This is a genomic window from Gordonia amarae NBRC 15530 (assembly GCF_000241345.1).
Taxonomy (GTDB): Bacteria; Actinomycetota; Actinomycetes; order Mycobacteriales; family Mycobacteriaceae; genus Gordonia; species Gordonia amarae.
The window spans coordinates 70,063-88,532 of record NZ_BAED01000059.1 but is presented as its reverse complement, the minus strand read 5'-3'; the positions used below and the strand labels follow the sequence as shown (position 1 = coordinate 88,532).

The window sequence follows — 18,470 nt, the reverse complement described above, 5'->3', positions numbered from 1 at the left end:
CGTCACGACACGACTGAGCTGTGTATTTCCTGCACAACTCTAGCGACCGCGTCATGAGAGGTTCCTGAACACGCCCTGCTCAGCCACCGAGCGCGGCGTCGACGACCTCCTGTGCCTGCGCCTGCACCTGGGCGAGGTGGTCGGCGCCCTTGAATGATTCGCCGTAGATCTTGTATACGTCCTCGGTGCCCGACGGGCGCGCCGCGAACCAGGCGTTCTCCGTGGTCACCTTGAGTCCGCCGATGGCCGCACCGTTGCCGGGCGCCTCGGTGAGGATCGCGGTGATGGGTTCGCCGGCCAGCTCGGTGGCGGTGATCTGGTCTGCCGACAGTTTGGCCAGTGTCGCCTTCTGTTCCCGGCTCGCGGGTGCGTCGACGCGGGCGTACACCGATTCGCCGTAGGTGTCGGCGAGCCTGCGGTAGTGCTGGGACGGCGACTGCCCGGTCACGGCCTGGATCTCGGCGGCCAGCAGGGCCAGGATGATGCCGTCCTTGTCGGTGGACCACGGGCTGCCGTCGAACGTCAGGAACGACGCTCCCGCGCTCTCCTCGCCACCGAACGCGATCGAGCCGTCGAGCAGGCCGTCGACAAACCATTTGAAACCGACCGGCACTTCCAGGAGGTTACGCCCGATCCCGGCGACAACCCTGTCGATGAGCGAGGACGACACGAGCGTCTTGCCCACGGCCGCGGCCGGATCCCAGCCCGGCCGGTGGGTGAACAAATACTCGATGGCGACGGCCAGGTAGTGATTCGGGTTCATCAGCCCGGCGTCGGGGGTGACGATGCCGTGCCGGTCGGAGTCGGCGTCGTTACCGGTGGCGATGTCGTACTTGTCGCGCGCGGAGATCAGCGACGCCATCGCGTTGGGCGAGGAGCAGTCCATCCGGATCTTGCCGTCGGTGTCGAGGGTCATGAACCCGAAGGTCGGATCGACGGTGGAGTTGACGACGGTAAAATTCGGCAGATCGAACCTCTCCCCCAGCTCTGCCCAGTACCCCACGGACGCACCGCCCATCGGGTCGGCGCCGATGCGCACCCCCGCCGACCGGATGGCGTCGAGGTCGACGACGCCGGCCAGGTCGGCGAAGTAGCCGTCGATGAACGAATAGTCGGTGACCAGATCACTGCCCCGGGCCGTCTCGAAGGGCACCCGTTTGACTCCGGAAAGACCTTCGGCGAGAAGCTGATTGGCGCGGGCCGCGACCACCGAGGTGATGTTGGTGTCGGCCGGGCCACCACTGGGCGGGTTGTACTTGAAGCCGCCGTCCCGGGGCGGATTGTGCGACGGCGTGACGACGATGCCGTCGGACAGTACGCCCGGATGGTCGCGGTTGAAGGTGAGGATCGCGTGACTGACCGCCGGGGTGGGCGTGAACGCGTCGCCCGCGGCCGTGAATACGGTGACGCCGTTGGCGACGAGTACCTCGAGCGCGCTGCGCCACGCCGGAATCGACAGCAGGTGCGTGTCGAAGCCGATGAACAGCGGCCCGGTGATCCCCGCCCCCACACGGTATTCAACGATCGCCTGCGTCGTCGCCAGGATGTGGTCCTCGTTGAACGCGTTGCCCAGGCTCGACCCGCGGTGCCCGGAGGTGCCGAACACCACCTGCTGCAACGGATCCGACGCATCAGGTTTGTTCTGGTAGTACGCCCGCTCGACGGCGTCGACGTCGATCAGATCTTCGGGTAAGGCCGGGGTTCCTGCGCGCGGGTGAGCCATAGGCCGATTCTGCCACCGGACACCCCGGCGCGCGCCCGATCACACCACGTTCACCGGCACCACACAGCCCGGCCACACGGATACTGCGGGCCGGTGATCGTGTAGAACGGCGGCATGCTTCTGCGCGCCCCGTCGTCACCGGTCCTCGCCGTTCTCGTGCTGCCCGGCGGCACCGACTCCAGCTACAAGCCTTTCAGCCCGCTGCAGGGGTCGGCGCTGCGCATGTACCCGTTCAGCGCCTCGATCCGCGCCCGCTACGGCTCCGCGGTCGCGGTCCGCGACGTCCGCTACCGGGTGTACGGCTGGAACGGCGAGCAGAACAGCCCGATGCTCTACGCGAAAAAGGCCCTCGACGACATCACCGCCCGCCACCCCGGGATCCCGGTGGCGTTGATCGGACATTCGATGGGCGGCCGGGTGGCGGCACAACTCGCCGCCCACCGCGGCGTCGGTTCGCTGCTGGCGCTGGCACCGTGGTGGCAGTACGCCGACTGGCGCAACATCCACGACGACGTCCGCGTGGTCGCGATGCACGGCACCGCCGACACCCGCACGTATGCGCGGCGCACCGAGAAGGGCATCGGTGAACTCGTCGCCCGCGGCGTCGACGCCACCTACCTCCCTGTCCCTGGCGGCGGGCACGCGATGCTCGACCACATGCTCACCTGGCAGGGCGAGGCGCTGCGTTTCATCGGCCGGTCGCTCGACGACGCCCGGCTGCGCTGACCCCGGCCCGCGCGGGGAACAAGACTCGGTGCCCGATAGGTAATTGTGCGGATGTTCCGGGTCCGCGGCGCCGCAATACTCGACGTCATGACCACGCCAAGTGACTCCAGATCTGCCGTCCTGACCGGCCTGACCAGGCTGTCCGACGATGTCAGTGACCTGTCCGCACGCCTGACCCGCATCGGCACGGACGTCGATGCGCTCACCGCCCTGCTCCGCACCGACGCCTCGCCCACCGCGACGAACCTCGCGACGCCGCCGCTCATCGCGCCCGCGCAGTCGCCGTTCGCACCAGGCTTCCAGGCCCCGGGTCCAGCCGCCTTCCAGGCCCCGGGTCCAGCCGCCTTCCAGGCCCCGGATCCAGCAGGCTTCCAGGCCCCGAGTCCGGCCGGCTTCCAGCCGGGATCCGGCGGTGTGCCGATTCCCGGTACAGCCTTCCACGGCTCACCGACCGGAGCGTTCCGGCCGAACGCCACCACCGGTTTCCCGGCGGGCCCATGGGCACCGGGCAACGCGGCACCGTTCGCCGGCCAACAGCCGATCGGCCCGGCCGGCCACCCCGCAGCGGGCCACGTCCCGATGACCCCGGGCCCGATGCCCCGCTACCTGGCGCCCCAGCATCCGCCGGCCCCGAAAGTCCCGTTGTCCGAGCGTTTGTCCACAGCGTTCGAGAAGGGCCTGGTCGGCAGGATCCTCGCCGGGCTCGGCGTCGGTGTCACCCTGATCGGTGTCGTCCTGCTGCTCGTCCTGGCAGCACAGGCCGGCTTGCTGAGTCCGGGCCTACGGGTCGCCGGCGGTGGTGTGCTCGCCGCGACTCTCGTCGGCACCGGCCTGTGGTTGTCCCGCACACCCGAGTCGCGGGCCGGAGCCGTTGCCCTGTGCGCCACCGGTATCGGTGCCGCCTACCTCGATGTCCTCGCCGCGGCGGTCATCTATCACTGGCTGCCCGACGCCGCCGGCCTGGTGCTGTGCGGGCTGATCGGCGGAGCCGGGGTGGCGCTGGCGTACCGCTGGTCGAGTGAAACCCTCGGGTTGCTGGTGGTGGTGCCGCTGATAGTGCTGGCACCCGTCATCACCGGCGGATTCACCCTGGTCACCGCATGTTTCATGCTGGCTTTGTCGGCGGTCGGCCTGCTGGTGCAGATCGACCGCGACTGGCTCGGCCTGTTCTGCGCCCGGATGATCGCGGCATCGTTCGCCCTCACCATCGCCCTCGTGTCCGCCAAGGACGACCTGCGCTCCGACAACGCGACCGCATGGCTCTATCTCGCGGTCGGGCTCCTCGGCTTCGCCGTCGCCGTCGGCGGCACCCTCCTCGCATTGCGCCGCACCGACCGGGGCGCCGAGTACGCCCTGGCCGGGATGCTGTCGCTCGTCCCGTTCGCCATGGCCTCGCTCGCGGCGCAGTCGGTCCCGGCGGCTGTCGGCACCCTCACCTGCGCCGCCGTCCTGGTCATCCTGGTGTACGCCGGTGACACCCTGCCCGGGGTCACGCTCGGTGTCCGGCAGATCTGGCTCACCACGGCCGCCGTCGCCGCCTACGCCGCGGTCGGGGCGATCACCGGAGGCCACGCCCAGTCGGTCACCGTGCTGGCCATCGCCATCGTGTGTGCCGTCGCCGCACCGAACCTCGACAGCACCGGGAAGGCCGTGTTGTTCCTCGGCACCGCGTTCGCCGCGATCGGAGCGCTGGGATTCCTGCGCGGTGACCGTCTGGGCGCGCTCATCGTCAACGAGCCGCTCACCGGCGATCGTCAGGCGTGGGAGCCGGTGTTCGCCATCGCCCTGTGTGCGGCCGCGATCGCGATCGGTTATGGCTATCAGCAGCTCACCGACCAGGATTCGGCGCGCACCATGTGGTTCTTCTGCGGTGTCGTGTCGGTCGCCGCGGTCACCGACCTGTGTGTGAGCCTCGGGGTTCTCATCGACCCCGACGCCGGATTCCGCGGCGGACATGTGGCGGCCACCATCGTGTGGATGGGCACCGCCGCCACGTTGCTCTGGTACGCGCGCCGCGGTCACGGACCGTCGCGGGCACTGCCCCTCACCGTGGGCCTGGTGCTGGTGGCCGCGGCCGTGGCCAAACTGTTCCTGTTCGACCTGGCCGCGCTCGACGGTGTGTTCCGGGTGATCGTGTTCATCGTCACCGGCCTGATGATCCTGACGCTGGGCAGCGTGTACGCCAAGTCCCTGACCGACGACCGGCACCAGCCCGCACAGTGACTCGACGCAGAAGCGCCGGGTTCGGCTCGTGGACAGAAGCGCCCACAAGCCGAGGCCCGGCGCGTGTACCAGCCGTGGTCAGTTTCGGATCGACCGCCGACCACAAGATCGGCGCATCCGGTCTGCTGGCGGTGTGCGGTGCCATCGCCACGCTGATCTGCCTGTACGCGGCCGACTGGTGGCCCGAACCCGACAGCCGGGGACGCGGCTTTCTCGATTCGGCGCAGCAGGTCACGTCCCTCCGGGCTCCGGATGCCGGGTCCGCACTACAGCGGGCCTTCCTGGACTGGGGGCACTATCTGCTCGCGACGAGCGTGGCACTGACGACGATCGCGGTGCTCACCGGCCGTCATCGTGCCGCCGTCGTCGGCGCGGTGACCTCGGTGGCCGGTATCGGCTGGATGGAGTGGGCGCTGGCGCTGCCGGGCTTCGGCGGCACCGACTGGACCCGGTACCTCGCCGGTATCGGCGTCGGGATGCTGACGGTCGCCGTCGTCGCGCGGATCGCCGGCGACCGCAATGTGATCAGGTCTCGTTCTGGCCGACGGGCATGACCACCTCGACGACGAGTTCGTCGGCCGGCACCTGCGACGGATCGGTCACGTACACGTTGAAGTGATGGGTCGCGATGTCTGCCGAGCGGACAGCACTCAGACCGTGATCGGCCATGAACCGCGAGATCGCTTCGTGTGCACGCGGAATCGACTCGTGGTACGGACCCGTGGCGGTGGCGATCACCGCCCGGCGCTCGGGCAGATCGGTGGTCGCCAGCGGCGCCGACACCGTCGTTCCCGCGGCGACCGGAACGAATACAGACTCGGTGACGTCGGATTCCCGGAACTCGGCGTCGTGCTCGATACAGCCGCCGCCGGGCAGCGGTTGGACGCCCTGCGCGGCGAGCGCGGGCATGAAACGCTCCCACAGCATCCCCTCGGACTGATAGTTCGGGATGGTGTCACGCAGGTAGGCGATGGTTGTCGGTTCGAGTGTGGTCAGGGCGACGGGGGTTTGGGACATCGGGTACTCCTTCTCGGATTCGGTGAGCATGCGCTCGAGTGCGCCGAGCCGCGCAGCCGCGGCTTCCGCCTCGTCCACCAGCACCGTCCGCTGGGCGCGGAGAGCGCGGGCGTAGTCCGGGGTGTCCCGGACGGCGAGCAACGCACCGATGGCGGACACGCCGAACCCGACGTCGCGCAGGCGCCGGATGTGGCCGGCGACGGTGATCTGATCGGACGAGTACCTGCGATACCCGGTCGCGCCGTCGACATCGACGGGGCTGAGCACGCCGTGGGTGTCGTAATACCGCAGCATGCGCACGCTGATCCGGGTGATGGAGGAGAACTCGCCGATCGACATCAGGTTCAGGGTGTCGGTCATGGCGACCAGTGTGCGGGCTGACACGGTGTCAGGGTCAAGGGGTCGACGCGTGACCGAATTGAACCGCCGCTGACCTGCGGCTACCGTTGTCCGGTGAGCACGTACCTGTCGTTTCTGGGTGTCGCGATCCTGCTGGCCGTGGCGCCGGGACCGGACACCTTCTTCACCCTCCGGGCCAGCGTCGCAGGCGGCCGGAGCCGGGGCCTGTGGACCACCGCCGGGATCCTCACCGCGAACGTGGTGCAGGCCGGGGCCGTGGTCACCGGGCTCGGCGCGATCATCGCGCACAGCCAACCGGTGTTCCTCACCATCAAGTGGATCGGCGTCGCGTACCTGATCTACCTGGGCATCACTGCGATCGTCGCCGCCCTGCGCTACTCCGACGCCGGGTGGCAGAACCTGCGCCGTTCACCCGTGAGCCCGTTCAAGGCCGCGCGGCAAGGATTCCTGTGCAACATCACCAACCCGAAGGTGCTCGCCTTCAATCTGGCGATCCTGCCGCAGTTTGTCTCCGAGAACGCCACCGTCGCCGAACTCGCGCTGTACGCGCTCACGCTGGCCGTCGTCGGTTCGCTGTTCCTTCTCGTCGTGGTGTTCGGGGCGGCAATGTTCCGGGAGCTCATCTCCCGGTCGGCGTTCCGGCGTGGCATCGACGGAACGGTCGGCGCCGTGATGCTCGGCTTCGCCGGGGCTCTCGCGCTCGAATCGGCCTGACCGCTACTCGACGGTGAACTCGCCCAGCTGGTCCCATTCGTCACGATCGAGCTGGGTGTTGCGGATCCGCGGCGTCTCCTGCAGGTACTGCGGAAGGTCCTGCTGCGCCTTGCGGAAGTGATCGCCGGTCACGTGCGCCACGGCCGCGTCGTCCTTGAACGCCTCGGTGAGCACGTACTCGTCCGGATTGTCGACGCTGCGTGCCCAGTCGAACCACAGATTGCCCGGTTCGGCGCGGGTGGCCTCGGTGAACTCCCGCGACAGGTCGGGCCATTTGTCGGCATGTTCGGGTTTGATCAGAAACTTGGCGACGATGAAGATCATGGGTTCAGTCTCCGCCGCCGGTCACCGTGAACTGCACGGAATCTCACATTGAGATGGTCGGACCTCACCCGGGGATCCGGTGCGCGTGCGTTCTTCGCGTCATTGCGGCAATAGAGCGGTGAACCCTCGGCAATCCCCGACGGCGACTCTGTTCGGCAGTCCTCCTGCCCCCGACGACGCGGGCCGGAACGCCGAACATGCCGCGCCGACGCGGCGTACAAGGAGCTGGAACCGATGTCCGACGTTTCATATGTGAAACCCGCAGACCTGGTGAAGAGGCTGGTCGCCGCGGGCGAGTACAAGGCGCTGCTGTCGACGCGAGACACCATCATCCGTGCCTTCATGGGCGGCGCAATCCTCGCCCTGGGCGCGGCGTTCGCGGTGACCGTCACCGTCAACACGGGACAGCCGCTGCTCGGGGCGCTGCTGTTCCCGGTGGGCTTCATCATGCTGTACCTGATGGGCTTCGACCTGCTGACCGGCGTGTTCATGCTGGTGCCGCTCGCGTGGATCGATCGCAGGCCCGGCATCGGGATGAAGGCCCTGCTGCGCAACTGGGGCCTGGTGTTTCTCGGCAACTTCCTGGGCGCATTCCTCGTCGCCGTGCTGATGGCGATCATCGTCACCTACGGATTCGACACCGACCCCAACGCGGTCGGGCAGGCGATCGGTGAGATCGGGCACGGCCGGACCGTCGGCTACGCCGAACACGGCGCGGCCGGGATGCTCACCTTGTTCGTGCGCGGCATGATGTGCAACTGGATGGTGTGCACAGGGGTGGCCGGCGCGATGATGTCCGACACCGTCATCGGCAAGATCGCCGCCATGTGGATGCCCATCATGCTGTTCTTCTACATGGGCTTCGAGCATTCCATCGTCAACATGTTCCTGTTCCCGTCGGGCCTGCTGCTCGGCGCCGACTTCACCATCGGTGACTACCTGGTGTGGAACGAGATCCCCACCGTGCTCGGCAACGTCGTCGGCGGCCTGTCGTTCGTCGGTCTGACGATGTACTGGACGCACGCCAAGACCCGTGAGCCGCGGCTGCCCGCGAGCCTCACCCCCCACACCACCGATATTGCGGTGGCCGAACCCGCCAAGGTCGACGTGACCCGTTGATCCTGGCCATCAATTCGGAGTCCGGGTGCCAAAATGTAGCACCTGGACTCCGTTTTGTTTATTGCGCAGATTCGTGATTTCTGCCCGGCTATGAATTTCGCCCAGTGCCGGGCGCGACGACCACCACGACCGTAGTCTGAGCGCACATGTCGTGGCGATCGGGAGAACGCGAAGATGACAGAGAACCCCGTAGTTCAATCCGACCCGATGGACAAGGGCCTGCGCACAGGCTCGATCGGCCTGCTGGGCAACGTCACCATCGGTCTGTCGGCCACCGCGCCCACCTACAGTCTCGCCGCGACGCTCGGCTATGTCGTCTACGAGGTGCACGAGAAGGCGCCGGCGATGTTCCTCATCGCCTTTCTGCCGATGTTGCTGGTGGCCTTCGCCTATAAGGAACTCGCGGCCGACACCCCCGACTGCGGCACCACCTTCACCTGGGGTACAAGGGCATTCGGACCGTGGATCGGCTGGATCGGTGGCTGGGGCCTGGCGGTGTCGGCGATCATCGTGCTGGCCAATGTCGCCGAGATCGCGGGCATCTACATGCTGCGCTTCCTGCATCTGGATTCCTGGGCCGACAATCTGTGGGTGAAGGTCGCATTCGGGTGCATTCTCATCGCCGGCATGACCTGGGTGAGTATCCGCGGAATCGTGATCAGTGAGCGGCTGCAGGCCGTGCTGATGGTGATCCAGTTCGCGGTGCTGATCCTCGCCAGCGTCATCGCATTGGTGAAAGTCGGTTTCGACAAGGCCGGCGACCAGGCGATCACACCGGAGCTGAGCTGGTTATGGCCGAGCGATCTGAGCCAGTCGCAGATCGCGGCGGCGGTCATCCTGTGCATCTTCATCTATTGGGGATGGGACGCCTGCCTGGCGGTGAGCGAGGAGACGAAGAATCCGGCGAAGACCCCCGGCCAGGCCGCGATCATCACCTGCCTGATCCTCGTCGCCACCTATGTCCTGGTCGCCTACGCGGTACAGGCGTTCGCGGGATTCGGGGACACAGGTATCGGCCTGAACAATCCCGAGAACGCCGACGACGTGCTCACCATTCTCGGCGATCCGGTGGCGGGCGGGCTGATGGCCTCGGCGCTGCTGCTGACCGTCAGTGTGTCGGCGCTGGCGTCGACCCAGTCGACCATCCTGCCCACCGCGCGCGGCAGCCTGTCGATGGCCGTCTACAAGGCACTGCCCGACAAGTTTGCCCGCATCCATCCGCGTTATATGACACCGGATTTCGGCACCGCCGTGATGGGTGCGTCGGCGCTGATGTTCTACCTCGTGCTGTCGTTGCTGAGCGAGGACACCCTCGCCGACTCCATCGCCTCGCTCGGGCTCGCGGTGGCCTTCTATTACGGCATCACCGCCTTCTCCTGCGTCTGGTATTTCCGCGCCACCCTGTTCGATTCGGTCCGCAATTTCCTCATGCGCGGATTGCTGCCGCTGCTCGGTGGCATCTCGATGACGTGGGCGTTCGTCCAGTCCGCCGTCGACATGTTCGCCGAGGACTACGGCGCCACGTCCATCGGGGGTGTCGGCGGTGTCTTCATCCTCGGGGTGGGCATGCTCGTGCTGGGTATCCCGCTGATGCTGGCCTGCTTCGCCCACCGGAAGGATTTCTTCCAGGGAAAGACACTGACAGCCGACACCGAGGTGATGGTGCCCGACGTCTACTGACGATCCCGCCGCAACTGACCGTCCGGGCAGCCGTCAGCTGTCGAAGCCCAGACCGGTCTTGTCCATGATCGTCAGCCACAGGCCACGTTTTCCTTGCCGCCGTTCACTTCTGGCGATCTGGTGGCGGGTGATGTTCACACCCAGCCAACGGGCGGGCTCGGGCGGGAACGGGATCGGCTTGGTCTTGACCATCTCCAGTTCGGTGCGTTCGTTACGCACCCCGTCGAGCAGGTCGAGCGCCACCGTCGCCCCGAAGTGACTGGCACCCACCCCGAGTCCGGTGAATCCGACCACGGTGACGACGCGTCCGGAGTGGGAGGTGTCCCAGAAGGCACTGAACCGCGAACAGGTGTCGATCGGTCCGCCCCACGTGTGCGTGGCCTTGATGCCCTCGAGCTGTGGGAAGAACTGGAGCAGGTGTTCGGCGAGCAACGCGAACTCGGCCGGCTCGAACTCGTGCCGGCGGTCGGAGTCGGATCCGAAGTGGTACAGCACGTCCCAGCCACCGAACAGGATCCGGTTGTCGGCGGTGAGCCGGAAGTAGTGGAAGCGCGGTCCGGCGTCGGCCAGGCCCTCGCGACCGGCCCAGCCGAGCGAGGCGAGTTGTCCGTCGGACAGCGGCTCGGTCATGATCGCGTAATCCCACACCGGCACCGTGTACAGCCGCAGGCGCCGCACCAGCGACGGACTTGCCGACGTCGCCAGCACCGCCTTGGCCGCGGTGACCGAACCGTAGCCGGTGGTTGCGACCACCCTGTCCCCCACCGACTTCAGATTCCCGACCTCGGTGTGCTCGTGGATCGTCACACCCAGGCGTTCGGCCGCGGCGGCCAGGCCCCACGCGAGTTTCGCCGGATCGAGGACGATCACGTCCGGGTCGAAGGTGGCACCGGCGACCATGGGTGACTTGACCCGCGCCCGGGCCGCCTCCGCGGACAGCAGGTCCACAGTCAGCCCGACGGCCGCCGCGTCCTGCACGACCTCGGCCAATTCGGCGGCCTGCCAATCGAAGTTGGCGATGTCGACCTCGCCGGCGCGCTCGGCATCGGCGTCGATACCGAGACGCTCCATCGCCGCCTCGATCTCGTCGAGCGTCTGCTTGCCGAGCCGCACCAGGGTGGGCATCTCGTCGGGCCAGCGCGTCAATCCGTTGCCGAGACCGTGGGTGATGCTGGCCGCGCAGAATCCGCCATTGCGCCCGGTGGCATGCTCGGCGATCCGGTCCCGCTCCACCAGCACGATGCGCAGCCCCGGGTGCCGTTCGGCGGCCTGCACCGCGGTCCACAGTCCGGTGAATCCGCCACCGACGACCAGCAGGTCGGCCTCGGTGTCGGCGGCGAGTCGCGCGCGGGGCGCCGGACGTTCGGGGCGGTCGAGCCAGTAGGGTTCCGGCGACGCCCCGGCCACCATCGCCTTCGACCGCTCGGTGGAAACGGAAGCCCAGGTCATGAGTTCTCCTCGATGTCCGGCGAACGGTTTCGATCACCATATAGCCGAAACAGCTCGGTCACCGGAGAAAGTGCGCAGTCAGGAGAACCGACATTGCGCACCCCTGGCCGGTTCAGTCCTCCTGTTCGTCGGCCTCCTTGAGTGCGGCGAGAATGGCCCGGGTGCGTCGGTCGCGACGCTCCGCGAGCTCGCGGTAGCTGTCGACTCCCGTCCCGTAGGCGGCCTCCACCGACTCGAACACCTTCTCGTTCAGCGCGGGATCGGGCATGCCGTTCTCGAAGTTCATCTGCGATCCCACATTGGCCGCGAGGTGCCGGATACCACCGGGCCCGCCACCGAGGTGACGGGATTCGAACGGGCCGATCGTCGCCCACCGCAGGCCTAGCGAATTGCGCACCAGGGTGTCGAGTTCACCGGGTTCGATGATCCCCTGCTGCACAAGGTAACTGGCCTGCTCGGCGAACACCTTCTGCAATCGGTTGCCGACGAAGCCGCGGATCTCCTGCTTGAGCCGCACCGGTTGCCTGCCGAGGCTCTCGTACACGGCGTAGGCACGCTCGACCACCTCGGGCGACGTCGCGGGTGAGGGCACGATCTCCACCAGCGGCATCAGTTCCGGCGGGTTGAACGGGTGCCCGACCAGGATGCGGTCGGCGGCCGGGTTGCCCTCGGACAGCGCCGACGGCAGCAGCGACGATGTGGACGACGCCAGGATCGCATCACCCTTCGCGTGTTCGGCGGCCGCGTTGAGCAGCGTTCGCTTCAGCTCCATCCGCTCCGGGCCGTTCTCCTGGACGAAGTCCGCGTCGCGCAACGCCTCGGCCAGGTCCGCCACCGCCGCGGCGTCGATACCCTGCAGTGCCTGTTCGAGGTCGGGCCGGGGGTCGCTGACACGAACCTCCCACCCGGCACCGGCGAACAGCCTTGCCCACGAGATACCGATCACCCCGGCTCCGACGATGGTCACAATCGGCATGAGTACTCCCTTCCTCGCATGAGGCGCCACTCGCACACCCACTGTCACCGGTCTACCGGATCAGCCTCGCACCGTTCGGGAATTGGTTATGTTCGATAACAACTCCGATGGGAGCGCGATTGAGGAGGCGGCATGAATTCGCATGTTTTCGACGGACTTCGGGTGATCGACTGCGGCAGCTATATCGCTGCGCCGGCATCGACGACAATTCTGGCCGACCTCGGTGCCGACGTCATCAAGATCGAACCGCCCGGCATGGGCGACCCGTACCGTCAGCTTCCCAAACTCCCCGGAAATCCCGTCTGCGAGCACGATTTCGCGTGGCTGATGGACGCGCACAGCAAACGCGGGATCGCCCTCAATCTCGCGGACCCGGATGGGCAGTCGGTGCTGCACGACCTGGTGGCCAGTGCCGACGTCTTCGTCACCAACTATCCGCTGAAAGTCCGGCAAAAACTCCATTTGGACTACGAGACCCTTGCTGCCCGAAATGAGAAGATCATCTACGGCTCGTTCACCGGATATGGGGAGACCGGACCGGAATCAACCAAACCGGGCTTCGACACCACCTCGTACTGGGCCCGCTCGGGAATGATGGACACCGTCCGCAGCGACGCCGGCGCGGTCCCCGCCCGGTCCGTCGTCGGGCAGGGTGACCATCCGTCGGCGATGACCATGTTCGCCGCCGTCGTCACCGCGCTCTATCAACGCGAACGCACCGGCAAGGGCACCTACGTGTCGTCGTCGCTGCTGGCGAACGGGTTGTGGGCCAACAGTTATATGGCCACAGCCGCACTCTGCGGTGCCACCTTCATCCCACGCCCACCGCGCGAGGCGAGTCTCAACGCACTCGGCGCGTACTATCAGTGCGCCGACGGCAAGTGGCTCATCCTGACCATCCTCAACGAGGACAGGCACTGGCCGTCGCTGGCGACTTGCCTCGGCCGGCCCGATCTGATCGACCACCCGGATTTCGCGTCGAAACCGTTGCGCCTCAAGAACGCCCGCGCACTGGTAGATATCATGGATGCCGCATTCGCGAGCCGGGAGCGGGCCCACTGGGCGTCAACGCTGAGCGAGGCGGGGATCGTGTTCGACATTGTCGCCACCTCCGAGGACATTCCCGACGACCCGCAGATCTATGTCAACGAGATGGTGCAGACCTTCCCCGACGACGAGCGTCTGAAAGCCGTGGCCACCCCGTTCCGGCTGGCCGGCCAGCAACCGGTCCCGCCGCGAATGCCTCCCTCGCCGGGGCAGCACACCGACGAGATCCTGACCGAATTGGGTTACGACACAGACAGAGTGGCGACGCTTCGGTCGTCCGGCGCGGTCGCATGAGCGCGACGGGCGCGGTGTTCGACCGGCTGCTCGTCCTCGGGATCGCCACCCACGACATTCAGCGTGTCCGCATCCCCGACGGGCAGGTGGAGCAGCTCTACGACGGCACCGGACGAGCACCCGACGGCATCCTCATGATCGGCGACACCGTCTACTGGACAACGATGGGTGCCTCGGTGAAGGATCCGGACATCCCGGGCGAGGCCGGCCGGGACTACGGCGCGGCCAACGGCGGTGTGCACGCCATCGACCGGGACGGAGGCAATCGCCGCGACCTCACCGGCCGGGGCAGCGTGGTCACCGGCAAGCAGATCGCCTTCGACGGCGTCGACCGACTGTACTGGGGTGACCGGGAGGGCCTGCGGGTCAGCAGCATTCGTCTCGACGGCACCGACCGCCGCGACGAGGTGATCAACCCGCCGGCCCCCGACAAGATGGCCGAATGCGTCGGGGTCGCCATTGACGCCGCGGCAGGGCATCTCTACTGGACTCAGAAGGGACCGGCCAAGGGTGGGCGCGGCCGGATCTTCCGGGCCGGGCTGTCGGTACCGGAGGGCGAGTCGGCCAACCGCCGCACAGACATCGAGGTGCTGTGGGAGGACCTGCCCGAGCCGATCGACCTCGAGATCTACGACGGCGACCTGTACTGGACCGACCGGGGCGCGCCACCGCTGGGCAACACGCTCAACCGGGCGGCACTGCCCGCAGCCGGGCAGCCCGGCGCGACGCCCGAGGTCCTGGCCGACGGTTTCCGCGAGGCCATCGGGCTGGCCGTGGACAGCGTGGCCATCTACGTCTCGGACCTGTCCGGACGAATCCGGCGGATCGGGCGCGACGGTTCCGACACGCTACTGACACACCTCGGCGGCCCGGTCACGGGCATCTACGGATTGGAGGCATCCCGGTGAGTTACGCGGTCACATTCGCCGACGTTCAGGACCGGCCGGTCGCCGTCCTCGGGGCGGGCACCCTCGGCAGGCGCATCGCGCTGATGTTCGCGAGCCGCGGCGGTCTGAGCAGGATCTACGACCCGGATCCGGCGCAGGCTCAGGCCGGCGCCGAGTTCGTCGCGACCACCCTGCCGCAGATGGTCGCCGACCGTGGCTCCGGGGCCGTCGGCCGGGCCGAGCCGGTATCGAGCTTGGCAGAGGCCCTCGCCGGAGCGTGGCTCGTCGTCGAGGCGGTGCCCGAACGCCTGGACCTGAAGATCGACGTGTGGGGTCAGATCGACGAGCTCGCCGACGCCGGCACCATCTTCGCGACCAACTCGTCGTCGTACGCGTCGCGGCTGATGAGCGAGAAGGTGCGCGACAAGTCGCGGCTGTGCAACATGCACTTCTACATGCCGCCGCGCTCCAACGCCGTCGACCTGATGTCGGACGGCCAGACCGACCCCGAACTGCTGTCGAGCCTGCAGGCGATTCTGCCGGAGTACGACATCCACCCGTTCGTGGCGATGCGGGAGAGCACCGGCTTCATCTTCAACCGGGTGTGGGCGGCCATCAAACGCGAGAGCCTGCAGGTGGTCGCCGAGGGGGTGGCCCGCCCCGAGGACATCGACGCCATGTTCCGGCTGAACTGGCACATGCCCGTCGGGCCGTTCCAGATGATGGACAGCGTCGGCCTCGACGTGGTTCTCGACATCGAGGACCACTACGCGGCCGAGAATCCGCATCTGCCGGAAGGTCCGCGGCGGCTGCTGCACGAGTATGTCGACGCGGGCAAGCTGGGCCGCAAGTCCGGCACCGGGTTCTACGACTACTCCTGACGACCGCAGCGTGGGCACGCTTGTGGGCACCGCGGCCCCACATTGCGGCCGCTAACCCGCATCGCGCATGAGAAAAGCCCCTCACCTGCGGTAACAGGTGAGGGGCTCTCGTGGAGCTGCCGGGAATTGAACCCGGGTCCTCCGTCGAGTCGGCAGGGCTTCTCCGTGCGCAGTCCGCTGTGTCTCTACTCGGATCTCTCAGTCACGCGAACAAGCCGAGATGACGATCCCAGTCGCTGTGAGTTGTCCCGTCCCCACCCGCGACCGGCGGAGACGGTGAGCTCCCGAAGATGATGCCGGGGGCCGAGGTGAGAGCACCCTCGGGCCGACAGACTAGCCTGGCTGCTTAGGCAGCGAGGGCGTAGTCGCGCTGATTCTTATCGGCGCTTAATTGGTTGCCGCGACGCTTATACGGTGGTCTCTGGCCTGCACCGGCACGCTTCCCCTGCCTCGGCGCACGTAGTCGAATCCGATCAGCCCCGAGTCAGGTCCCTCCGGTTTCCCGGCGGGCACTCGATACTAACAACACCTCGGCAACTTTTCATCCCTGTTTTCTCCACACTCCCCGCACCTGCCGCCTTGTTGCCATGTTCGGCTGATGACCTGCGAAAATACGCGAAACGCGACCCCGAGCGATCGCTCGGTCCGCGGGACATGTAGAGATGTAGTGTTACGGCCAACACACCTATGACCGGAAGGTATACGAACGATGAAGCGATCGATCTTCGAGTCCGAGCATGAGCAGTTCCGGCAGACCGCGCGGGCGTTCATCGAGAGGGAGATCAATCCGCACGCCGGTGAGTGGATCGCCGCCGGGCAGGTCGACCGCGAGATCTATCGCAAAGCCGGCGAGGCCGGGCTCATCGGTTTCAACGTGCCCGAGGAGTTCGGTGGCGCGGGCGTCGACGATTTCCGCTTCAACGCCGTCGTGGCCGAGGAACTGGCCGATGCCGCCACCGCACCTGCCTTCACACTGCAGAACGACGTCGTCACCCCGTACTTCATCTCCCTGTCGAACGACGAGCAGAAGCAGCGCTGGCTGCCCGGCTTCGCCTCCGGCGAGACCATCGGCGCCATCGCGATGACCGAGCCGGGCGCCGGCAGCGATCTGGCGGGCATCAAGACCAGTGCCGTCCGCGACGGCGACCACTACGTCGTCAACGGCAGCAAGACCTTCATCTCCTCGGGCATCAACTCCGACCTGGTGATCGTGGTGTGCCGCACCGATCCCGACCCGGCCGCCGGGCATAAGGCGTTTTCCCTGATCGTCGTCGAACGCGGCATGGAGGGCTTCGAACGGGGCCGCAAGCTCGACAAGATGGGCCTCAAGTCGCAGGACACCTCCGAACTGCACTTCGACAACGTCCGGGTGCCCGTCGCCAACCTGCTCGGCCAGGAGAACCGCGGCTTCTACCACCTGATGCACAACCTGCCGTCCGAGCGGCTGTCGATCGCCATCACCGCTACCGCGATCGCCCGGTCGATCTTCAACGAGACGGTGCAGTATGTGAAGGACCGCAAGGCCTTCGGCAAGCCGATCGGCACGTTCCAGGCCAACCGGTTCACCATCGCCGAGATGGCCACCGAACTCGACATCGCCCAGGCCTACATCGACCGCTGCCTGCAGGGCGTGCTCGACGGTGAGGCCACCGCCGTGGACGCATCCAAGGCCAAGTGGTGGTGCACCGAACTGAGCAAGAAGGTCATCGACTCCTGCCTGCAGCTGCACGGCGGCTACGGGTACATGAACGAGTACCGGGTGGCCCGCGCGTACACCGACATCCGGATCCAGACGATCTTCGGCGGCACCACCGAGATCATGAAGGACATCGTGGGACGCGACCTCGGGTTGTGAACCAGGCACCGATCGCTCCCCGTCGCCGCCGGCGGGTGAGCGATCGGCCATGACCCGGCTCGCCCACCCCCTCCTGCCTTTCGCCCCCTCCTGCTTTTCGCTCTAGGAGGAGAACCGTTCGGGCCAGTACTTGGCGAGGCAATCTGACGGCTGGCCCCGGCGCTCGAACGTCGGCAGCGACTTACCCGTCAGACCCGTGGTGATCGCCGCCGCACGTTCGCGTGTGGTGCCGTGACCCTGATCGGGGCCGGTGTCACCGATGATCGGCAGCAGGGTCGCGGCCTGCAGGATGTTGCGCAGCGACAAATCGTCGCGGTCGAAAACCGTTGCCGCCCAGTTGCCGGCGAAGCAGTCGGCGATCAGCTCCAGATTGTTGCCCTGCGGGAACGAACTCTCCGGGATCTTGAGCGCGTCCGCGATCCGGAACACGATGTTGTGGCCGTACTCGTGCGCCACCACGGTGGCGGCGGTGAAGTCACCGACGATCACCGACGGCACCGACGCCCCGAACACGTCACCCTTCCAGATCCCGGCGAAAGTCTCGACGGGCAGGATGATCGTGCCCTCGGTGGGCTTGCCCTTGCCGTTCGGCTGGGTATCGACGGCGCAGAAGAACGCGTTCTTCAGGTCCGAGGAGATCTCGCCGATCTTCTTGTCGTCGCTGGTGCAGTCGGTGGTGTAGGTGGTGCCCGGTTCGATGAGTTTGCGTCCCGTAGACGGATCGCCCCAGTTGAGTTCGGTGAACCAGGCACCCCACGCCGAATCCAGGTCGTCGAGCAGGGAGGCCAGGTACGGGGACACCGTCTTGTCGGTGTTGTCGGCGGTGACGCCGCTGCCCTCGAACGTGCTCGACGGCGTGGGCAGCTTCGGGCACGAATCACCTTGGCAGGTACCGGGATTTCCATTCGACGATCCCGAATCGTCCTGGCCGCGGTCTCCGTCCGTATTCTGGCCGCCGCCGTCGGCCGGCGCCGAGACCCCCGGTGGTGAAGCCGAATCATCCTGGGATGAGAGCACATCCGAGCATCCGGTGACCGTACCGAGCACAGCCACCGCGACCACGATCATCGCGCGCACCCCACGCGCTCTTGGGGAATGGACCACTCGCACTTTTTCTCCGATCACGAAAAGCGGGCGGCCCCCCGCGGGCCGAGTGTGAGAAAGGTAGCAGGTCCGGGCCGGGCCTATCCGCGGT

The 18,470-nt window shown here is 67.1% G+C and carries 16 protein-coding genes and 1 other RNA gene; 10 read left to right on the top strand and 7 right to left on the bottom strand.

Features of this window, described 5'->3' with window-relative positions; all coding sequences use genetic code 11:
* Window positions 1-79: 79 nt before the first annotated feature.
* Window positions 80-1,723 (bottom strand): phosphoglucomutase (alpha-D-glucose-1,6-bisphosphate-dependent), encoded by a 1,644-nt coding sequence (gene pgm / locus GOAMR_RS16615; protein ID WP_005190455.1) that lies wholly within the window; start codon window positions 1,721-1,723, stop codon window positions 80-82.
* A 114-nt stretch (window positions 1,724-1,837) separates the two neighbouring features.
* Here pgm and GOAMR_RS16610 point away from each other — a divergent pair, with 114 nt between their 5' ends.
* From GOAMR_RS16610 to GOAMR_RS16600, 3 genes are all read left to right on the top strand, one after another.
* Entirely contained in the window at window positions 1,838-2,449 is a 612-nt protein-coding gene (locus GOAMR_RS16610; protein ID WP_005190445.1) for an alpha/beta fold hydrolase, read from the top strand.
* Window positions 2,450-2,536: 87 nt separating this feature from the next.
* Window positions 2,537-4,672, top strand: a complete 2,136-nt coding sequence (locus GOAMR_RS16605) for a DUF2339 domain-containing protein (protein WP_170319176.1) — start codon at window positions 2,537-2,539, stop codon at window positions 4,670-4,672.
* A gap of 74 nt (window positions 4,673-4,746) precedes the next feature.
* A complete protein-coding gene (locus tag GOAMR_RS16600) occupies window positions 4,747-5,226 on the top strand; it encodes a hypothetical protein (protein ID WP_005190440.1) in 480 nt (159 codons plus the stop codon).
* Here GOAMR_RS16600 and GOAMR_RS16595 read toward each other — a convergent pair.
* Entirely contained in the window at window positions 5,198-6,049 is an 852-nt protein-coding gene (locus GOAMR_RS16595; RefSeq protein ID WP_005190437.1) for a MerR family transcriptional regulator, read from the bottom strand. The genes GOAMR_RS16600 and GOAMR_RS16595 overlap by 29 nt on opposite strands.
* A 93-nt stretch (window positions 6,050-6,142) precedes the next feature.
* Between GOAMR_RS16595 and GOAMR_RS16590 the strand changes: the two genes are divergently transcribed.
* Window positions 6,143-6,763, top strand: coding sequence for a LysE family translocator (locus GOAMR_RS16590; protein WP_005190434.1), 621 nt, complete (start codon window positions 6,143-6,145; stop codon window positions 6,761-6,763).
* A gap of 3 nt (window positions 6,764-6,766) precedes the next feature.
* Here the strand turns inward: GOAMR_RS16590 and GOAMR_RS16585 are convergent, their stop codons facing one another.
* Window positions 6,767-7,087: a putative quinol monooxygenase gene (locus GOAMR_RS16585; RefSeq protein WP_005190430.1), complete on the bottom strand. Its 321-nt coding sequence runs from the start codon at window positions 7,085-7,087 to the stop codon at window positions 6,767-6,769.
* Between the two features lie 234 nt (window positions 7,088-7,321).
* Between GOAMR_RS16585 and GOAMR_RS16580 the strand changes: the two genes are divergently transcribed.
* Complete coding sequence (locus tag GOAMR_RS16580) at window positions 7,322-8,206, top strand: formate/nitrite transporter family protein (protein WP_005190427.1); 885 nt, start codon at window positions 7,322-7,324, stop codon at window positions 8,204-8,206.
* A 174-nt stretch (window positions 8,207-8,380) separates the two neighbouring features.
* On the top strand, window positions 8,381-9,886 hold the full coding sequence (locus GOAMR_RS16575; protein WP_005190425.1) for an APC family permease: 1,506 nt from the start codon (window positions 8,381-8,383) through the stop codon (window positions 9,884-9,886).
* 33 nt (window positions 9,887-9,919) lie between these two features.
* Here GOAMR_RS16575 and GOAMR_RS16570 read toward each other — a convergent pair whose 3' ends face one another.
* Window positions 9,920-11,335, bottom strand: a complete 1,416-nt coding sequence (locus GOAMR_RS16570; protein ID WP_005190422.1) for an NAD(P)/FAD-dependent oxidoreductase — start codon at window positions 11,333-11,335, stop codon at window positions 9,920-9,922.
* Window positions 11,336-11,447: 112 nt separating this feature from the next.
* A complete protein-coding gene (locus tag GOAMR_RS16565) occupies window positions 11,448-12,311 on the bottom strand; it encodes a 3-hydroxyacyl-CoA dehydrogenase NAD-binding domain-containing protein (RefSeq protein WP_005190419.1) in 864 nt (287 codons plus the stop codon).
* A 132-nt stretch (window positions 12,312-12,443) separates the two neighbouring features.
* Here GOAMR_RS16565 and GOAMR_RS16560 point away from each other — a divergent pair, with 132 nt between their 5' ends.
* From GOAMR_RS16560 to GOAMR_RS16550, 3 genes are read left to right on the top strand one after another with little or no spacing between them, the layout of a single operon-like run.
* Window positions 12,444-13,652, top strand: coding sequence for a CaiB/BaiF CoA transferase family protein (locus GOAMR_RS16560; protein ID WP_005190415.1), 1,209 nt, complete (start codon window positions 12,444-12,446; stop codon window positions 13,650-13,652).
* Window positions 13,649-14,560 (top strand): hypothetical protein, encoded by a 912-nt coding sequence (locus GOAMR_RS16555; protein WP_005190412.1) that lies wholly within the window; start codon window positions 13,649-13,651, stop codon window positions 14,558-14,560. The genes GOAMR_RS16560 and GOAMR_RS16555 overlap by 4 nt, the downstream gene beginning before the upstream one ends.
* Complete coding sequence (locus GOAMR_RS16550; RefSeq protein ID WP_005190410.1) at window positions 14,557-15,420, top strand: 3-hydroxyacyl-CoA dehydrogenase family protein; 864 nt, start codon at window positions 14,557-14,559, stop codon at window positions 15,418-15,420. The genes GOAMR_RS16555 and GOAMR_RS16550 overlap by 4 nt, the downstream gene beginning before the upstream one ends.
* 108 nt (window positions 15,421-15,528) lie before the next feature.
* On the opposite strand, the gene ssrA is transcribed toward GOAMR_RS16550, so the two are convergent.
* Window positions 15,529-15,901: a transfer-messenger RNA gene (ssrA, locus tag GOAMR_RS24285) on the bottom strand.
* 228 nt (window positions 15,902-16,129) lie between these two features.
* On the opposite strand from ssrA, the gene GOAMR_RS16545 reads away from it, so the two are divergent.
* Window positions 16,130-17,275 (top strand): acyl-CoA dehydrogenase family protein, encoded by a 1,146-nt coding sequence (locus tag GOAMR_RS16545; RefSeq protein ID WP_005190408.1) that lies wholly within the window; start codon window positions 16,130-16,132, stop codon window positions 17,273-17,275.
* Between the two features lie 102 nt (window positions 17,276-17,377).
* Here GOAMR_RS16545 and GOAMR_RS16540 read toward each other — a convergent pair whose 3' ends face one another.
* A complete protein-coding gene (locus GOAMR_RS16540; RefSeq protein WP_138943780.1) occupies window positions 17,378-18,343 on the bottom strand; it encodes a neutral zinc metallopeptidase in 966 nt (321 codons plus the stop codon).
* Between the last annotated feature and the right edge of the window lie 127 nt (window positions 18,344-18,470).

Coding starts and splice junctions, on each gene's coding strand:
- pgm (WP_005190455.1), bottom strand. CDS start 1,723: ATGGCTCACCCGCGCGCAGGAACCCCGGCCTTACCCGAAGATCTGATC.
- GOAMR_RS16610 (WP_005190445.1), top strand. CDS start 1,838: ATGCTTCTGCGCGCCCCGTCGTCACCGGTCCTCGCCGTTCTCGTGCTG.
- GOAMR_RS16605 (WP_170319176.1), top strand. CDS start 2,537: ATGACCACGCCAAGTGACTCCAGATCTGCCGTCCTGACCGGCCTGACC.
- GOAMR_RS16595 (WP_005190437.1), bottom strand. CDS start 6,049: ATGACCGACACCCTGAACCTGATGTCGATCGGCGAGTTCTCCTCCATC.
- GOAMR_RS16585 (WP_005190430.1), bottom strand. CDS start 7,087: ATGATCTTCATCGTCGCCAAGTTTCTGATCAAACCCGAACATGCCGAC.
- GOAMR_RS16580 (WP_005190427.1), top strand. CDS start 7,322: ATGTCCGACGTTTCATATGTGAAACCCGCAGACCTGGTGAAGAGGCTG.
- GOAMR_RS16575 (WP_005190425.1), top strand. CDS start 8,381: ATGACAGAGAACCCCGTAGTTCAATCCGACCCGATGGACAAGGGCCTG.
- GOAMR_RS16570 (WP_005190422.1), bottom strand. CDS start 11,335: ATGACCTGGGCTTCCGTTTCCACCGAGCGGTCGAAGGCGATGGTGGCC.
- GOAMR_RS16565 (WP_005190419.1), bottom strand. CDS start 12,311: ATGCCGATTGTGACCATCGTCGGAGCCGGGGTGATCGGTATCTCGTGG.
- GOAMR_RS16560 (WP_005190415.1), top strand. CDS start 12,444: ATGAATTCGCATGTTTTCGACGGACTTCGGGTGATCGACTGCGGCAGC.
- GOAMR_RS16555 (WP_005190412.1), top strand. CDS start 13,649: ATGAGCGCGACGGGCGCGGTGTTCGACCGGCTGCTCGTCCTCGGGATC.
- GOAMR_RS16545 (WP_005190408.1), top strand. CDS start 16,130: ATGAAGCGATCGATCTTCGAGTCCGAGCATGAGCAGTTCCGGCAGACC.
- GOAMR_RS16540 (WP_138943780.1), bottom strand. CDS start 18,343: ATGATCGTGGTCGCGGTGGCTGTGCTCGGTACGGTCACCGGATGCTCG.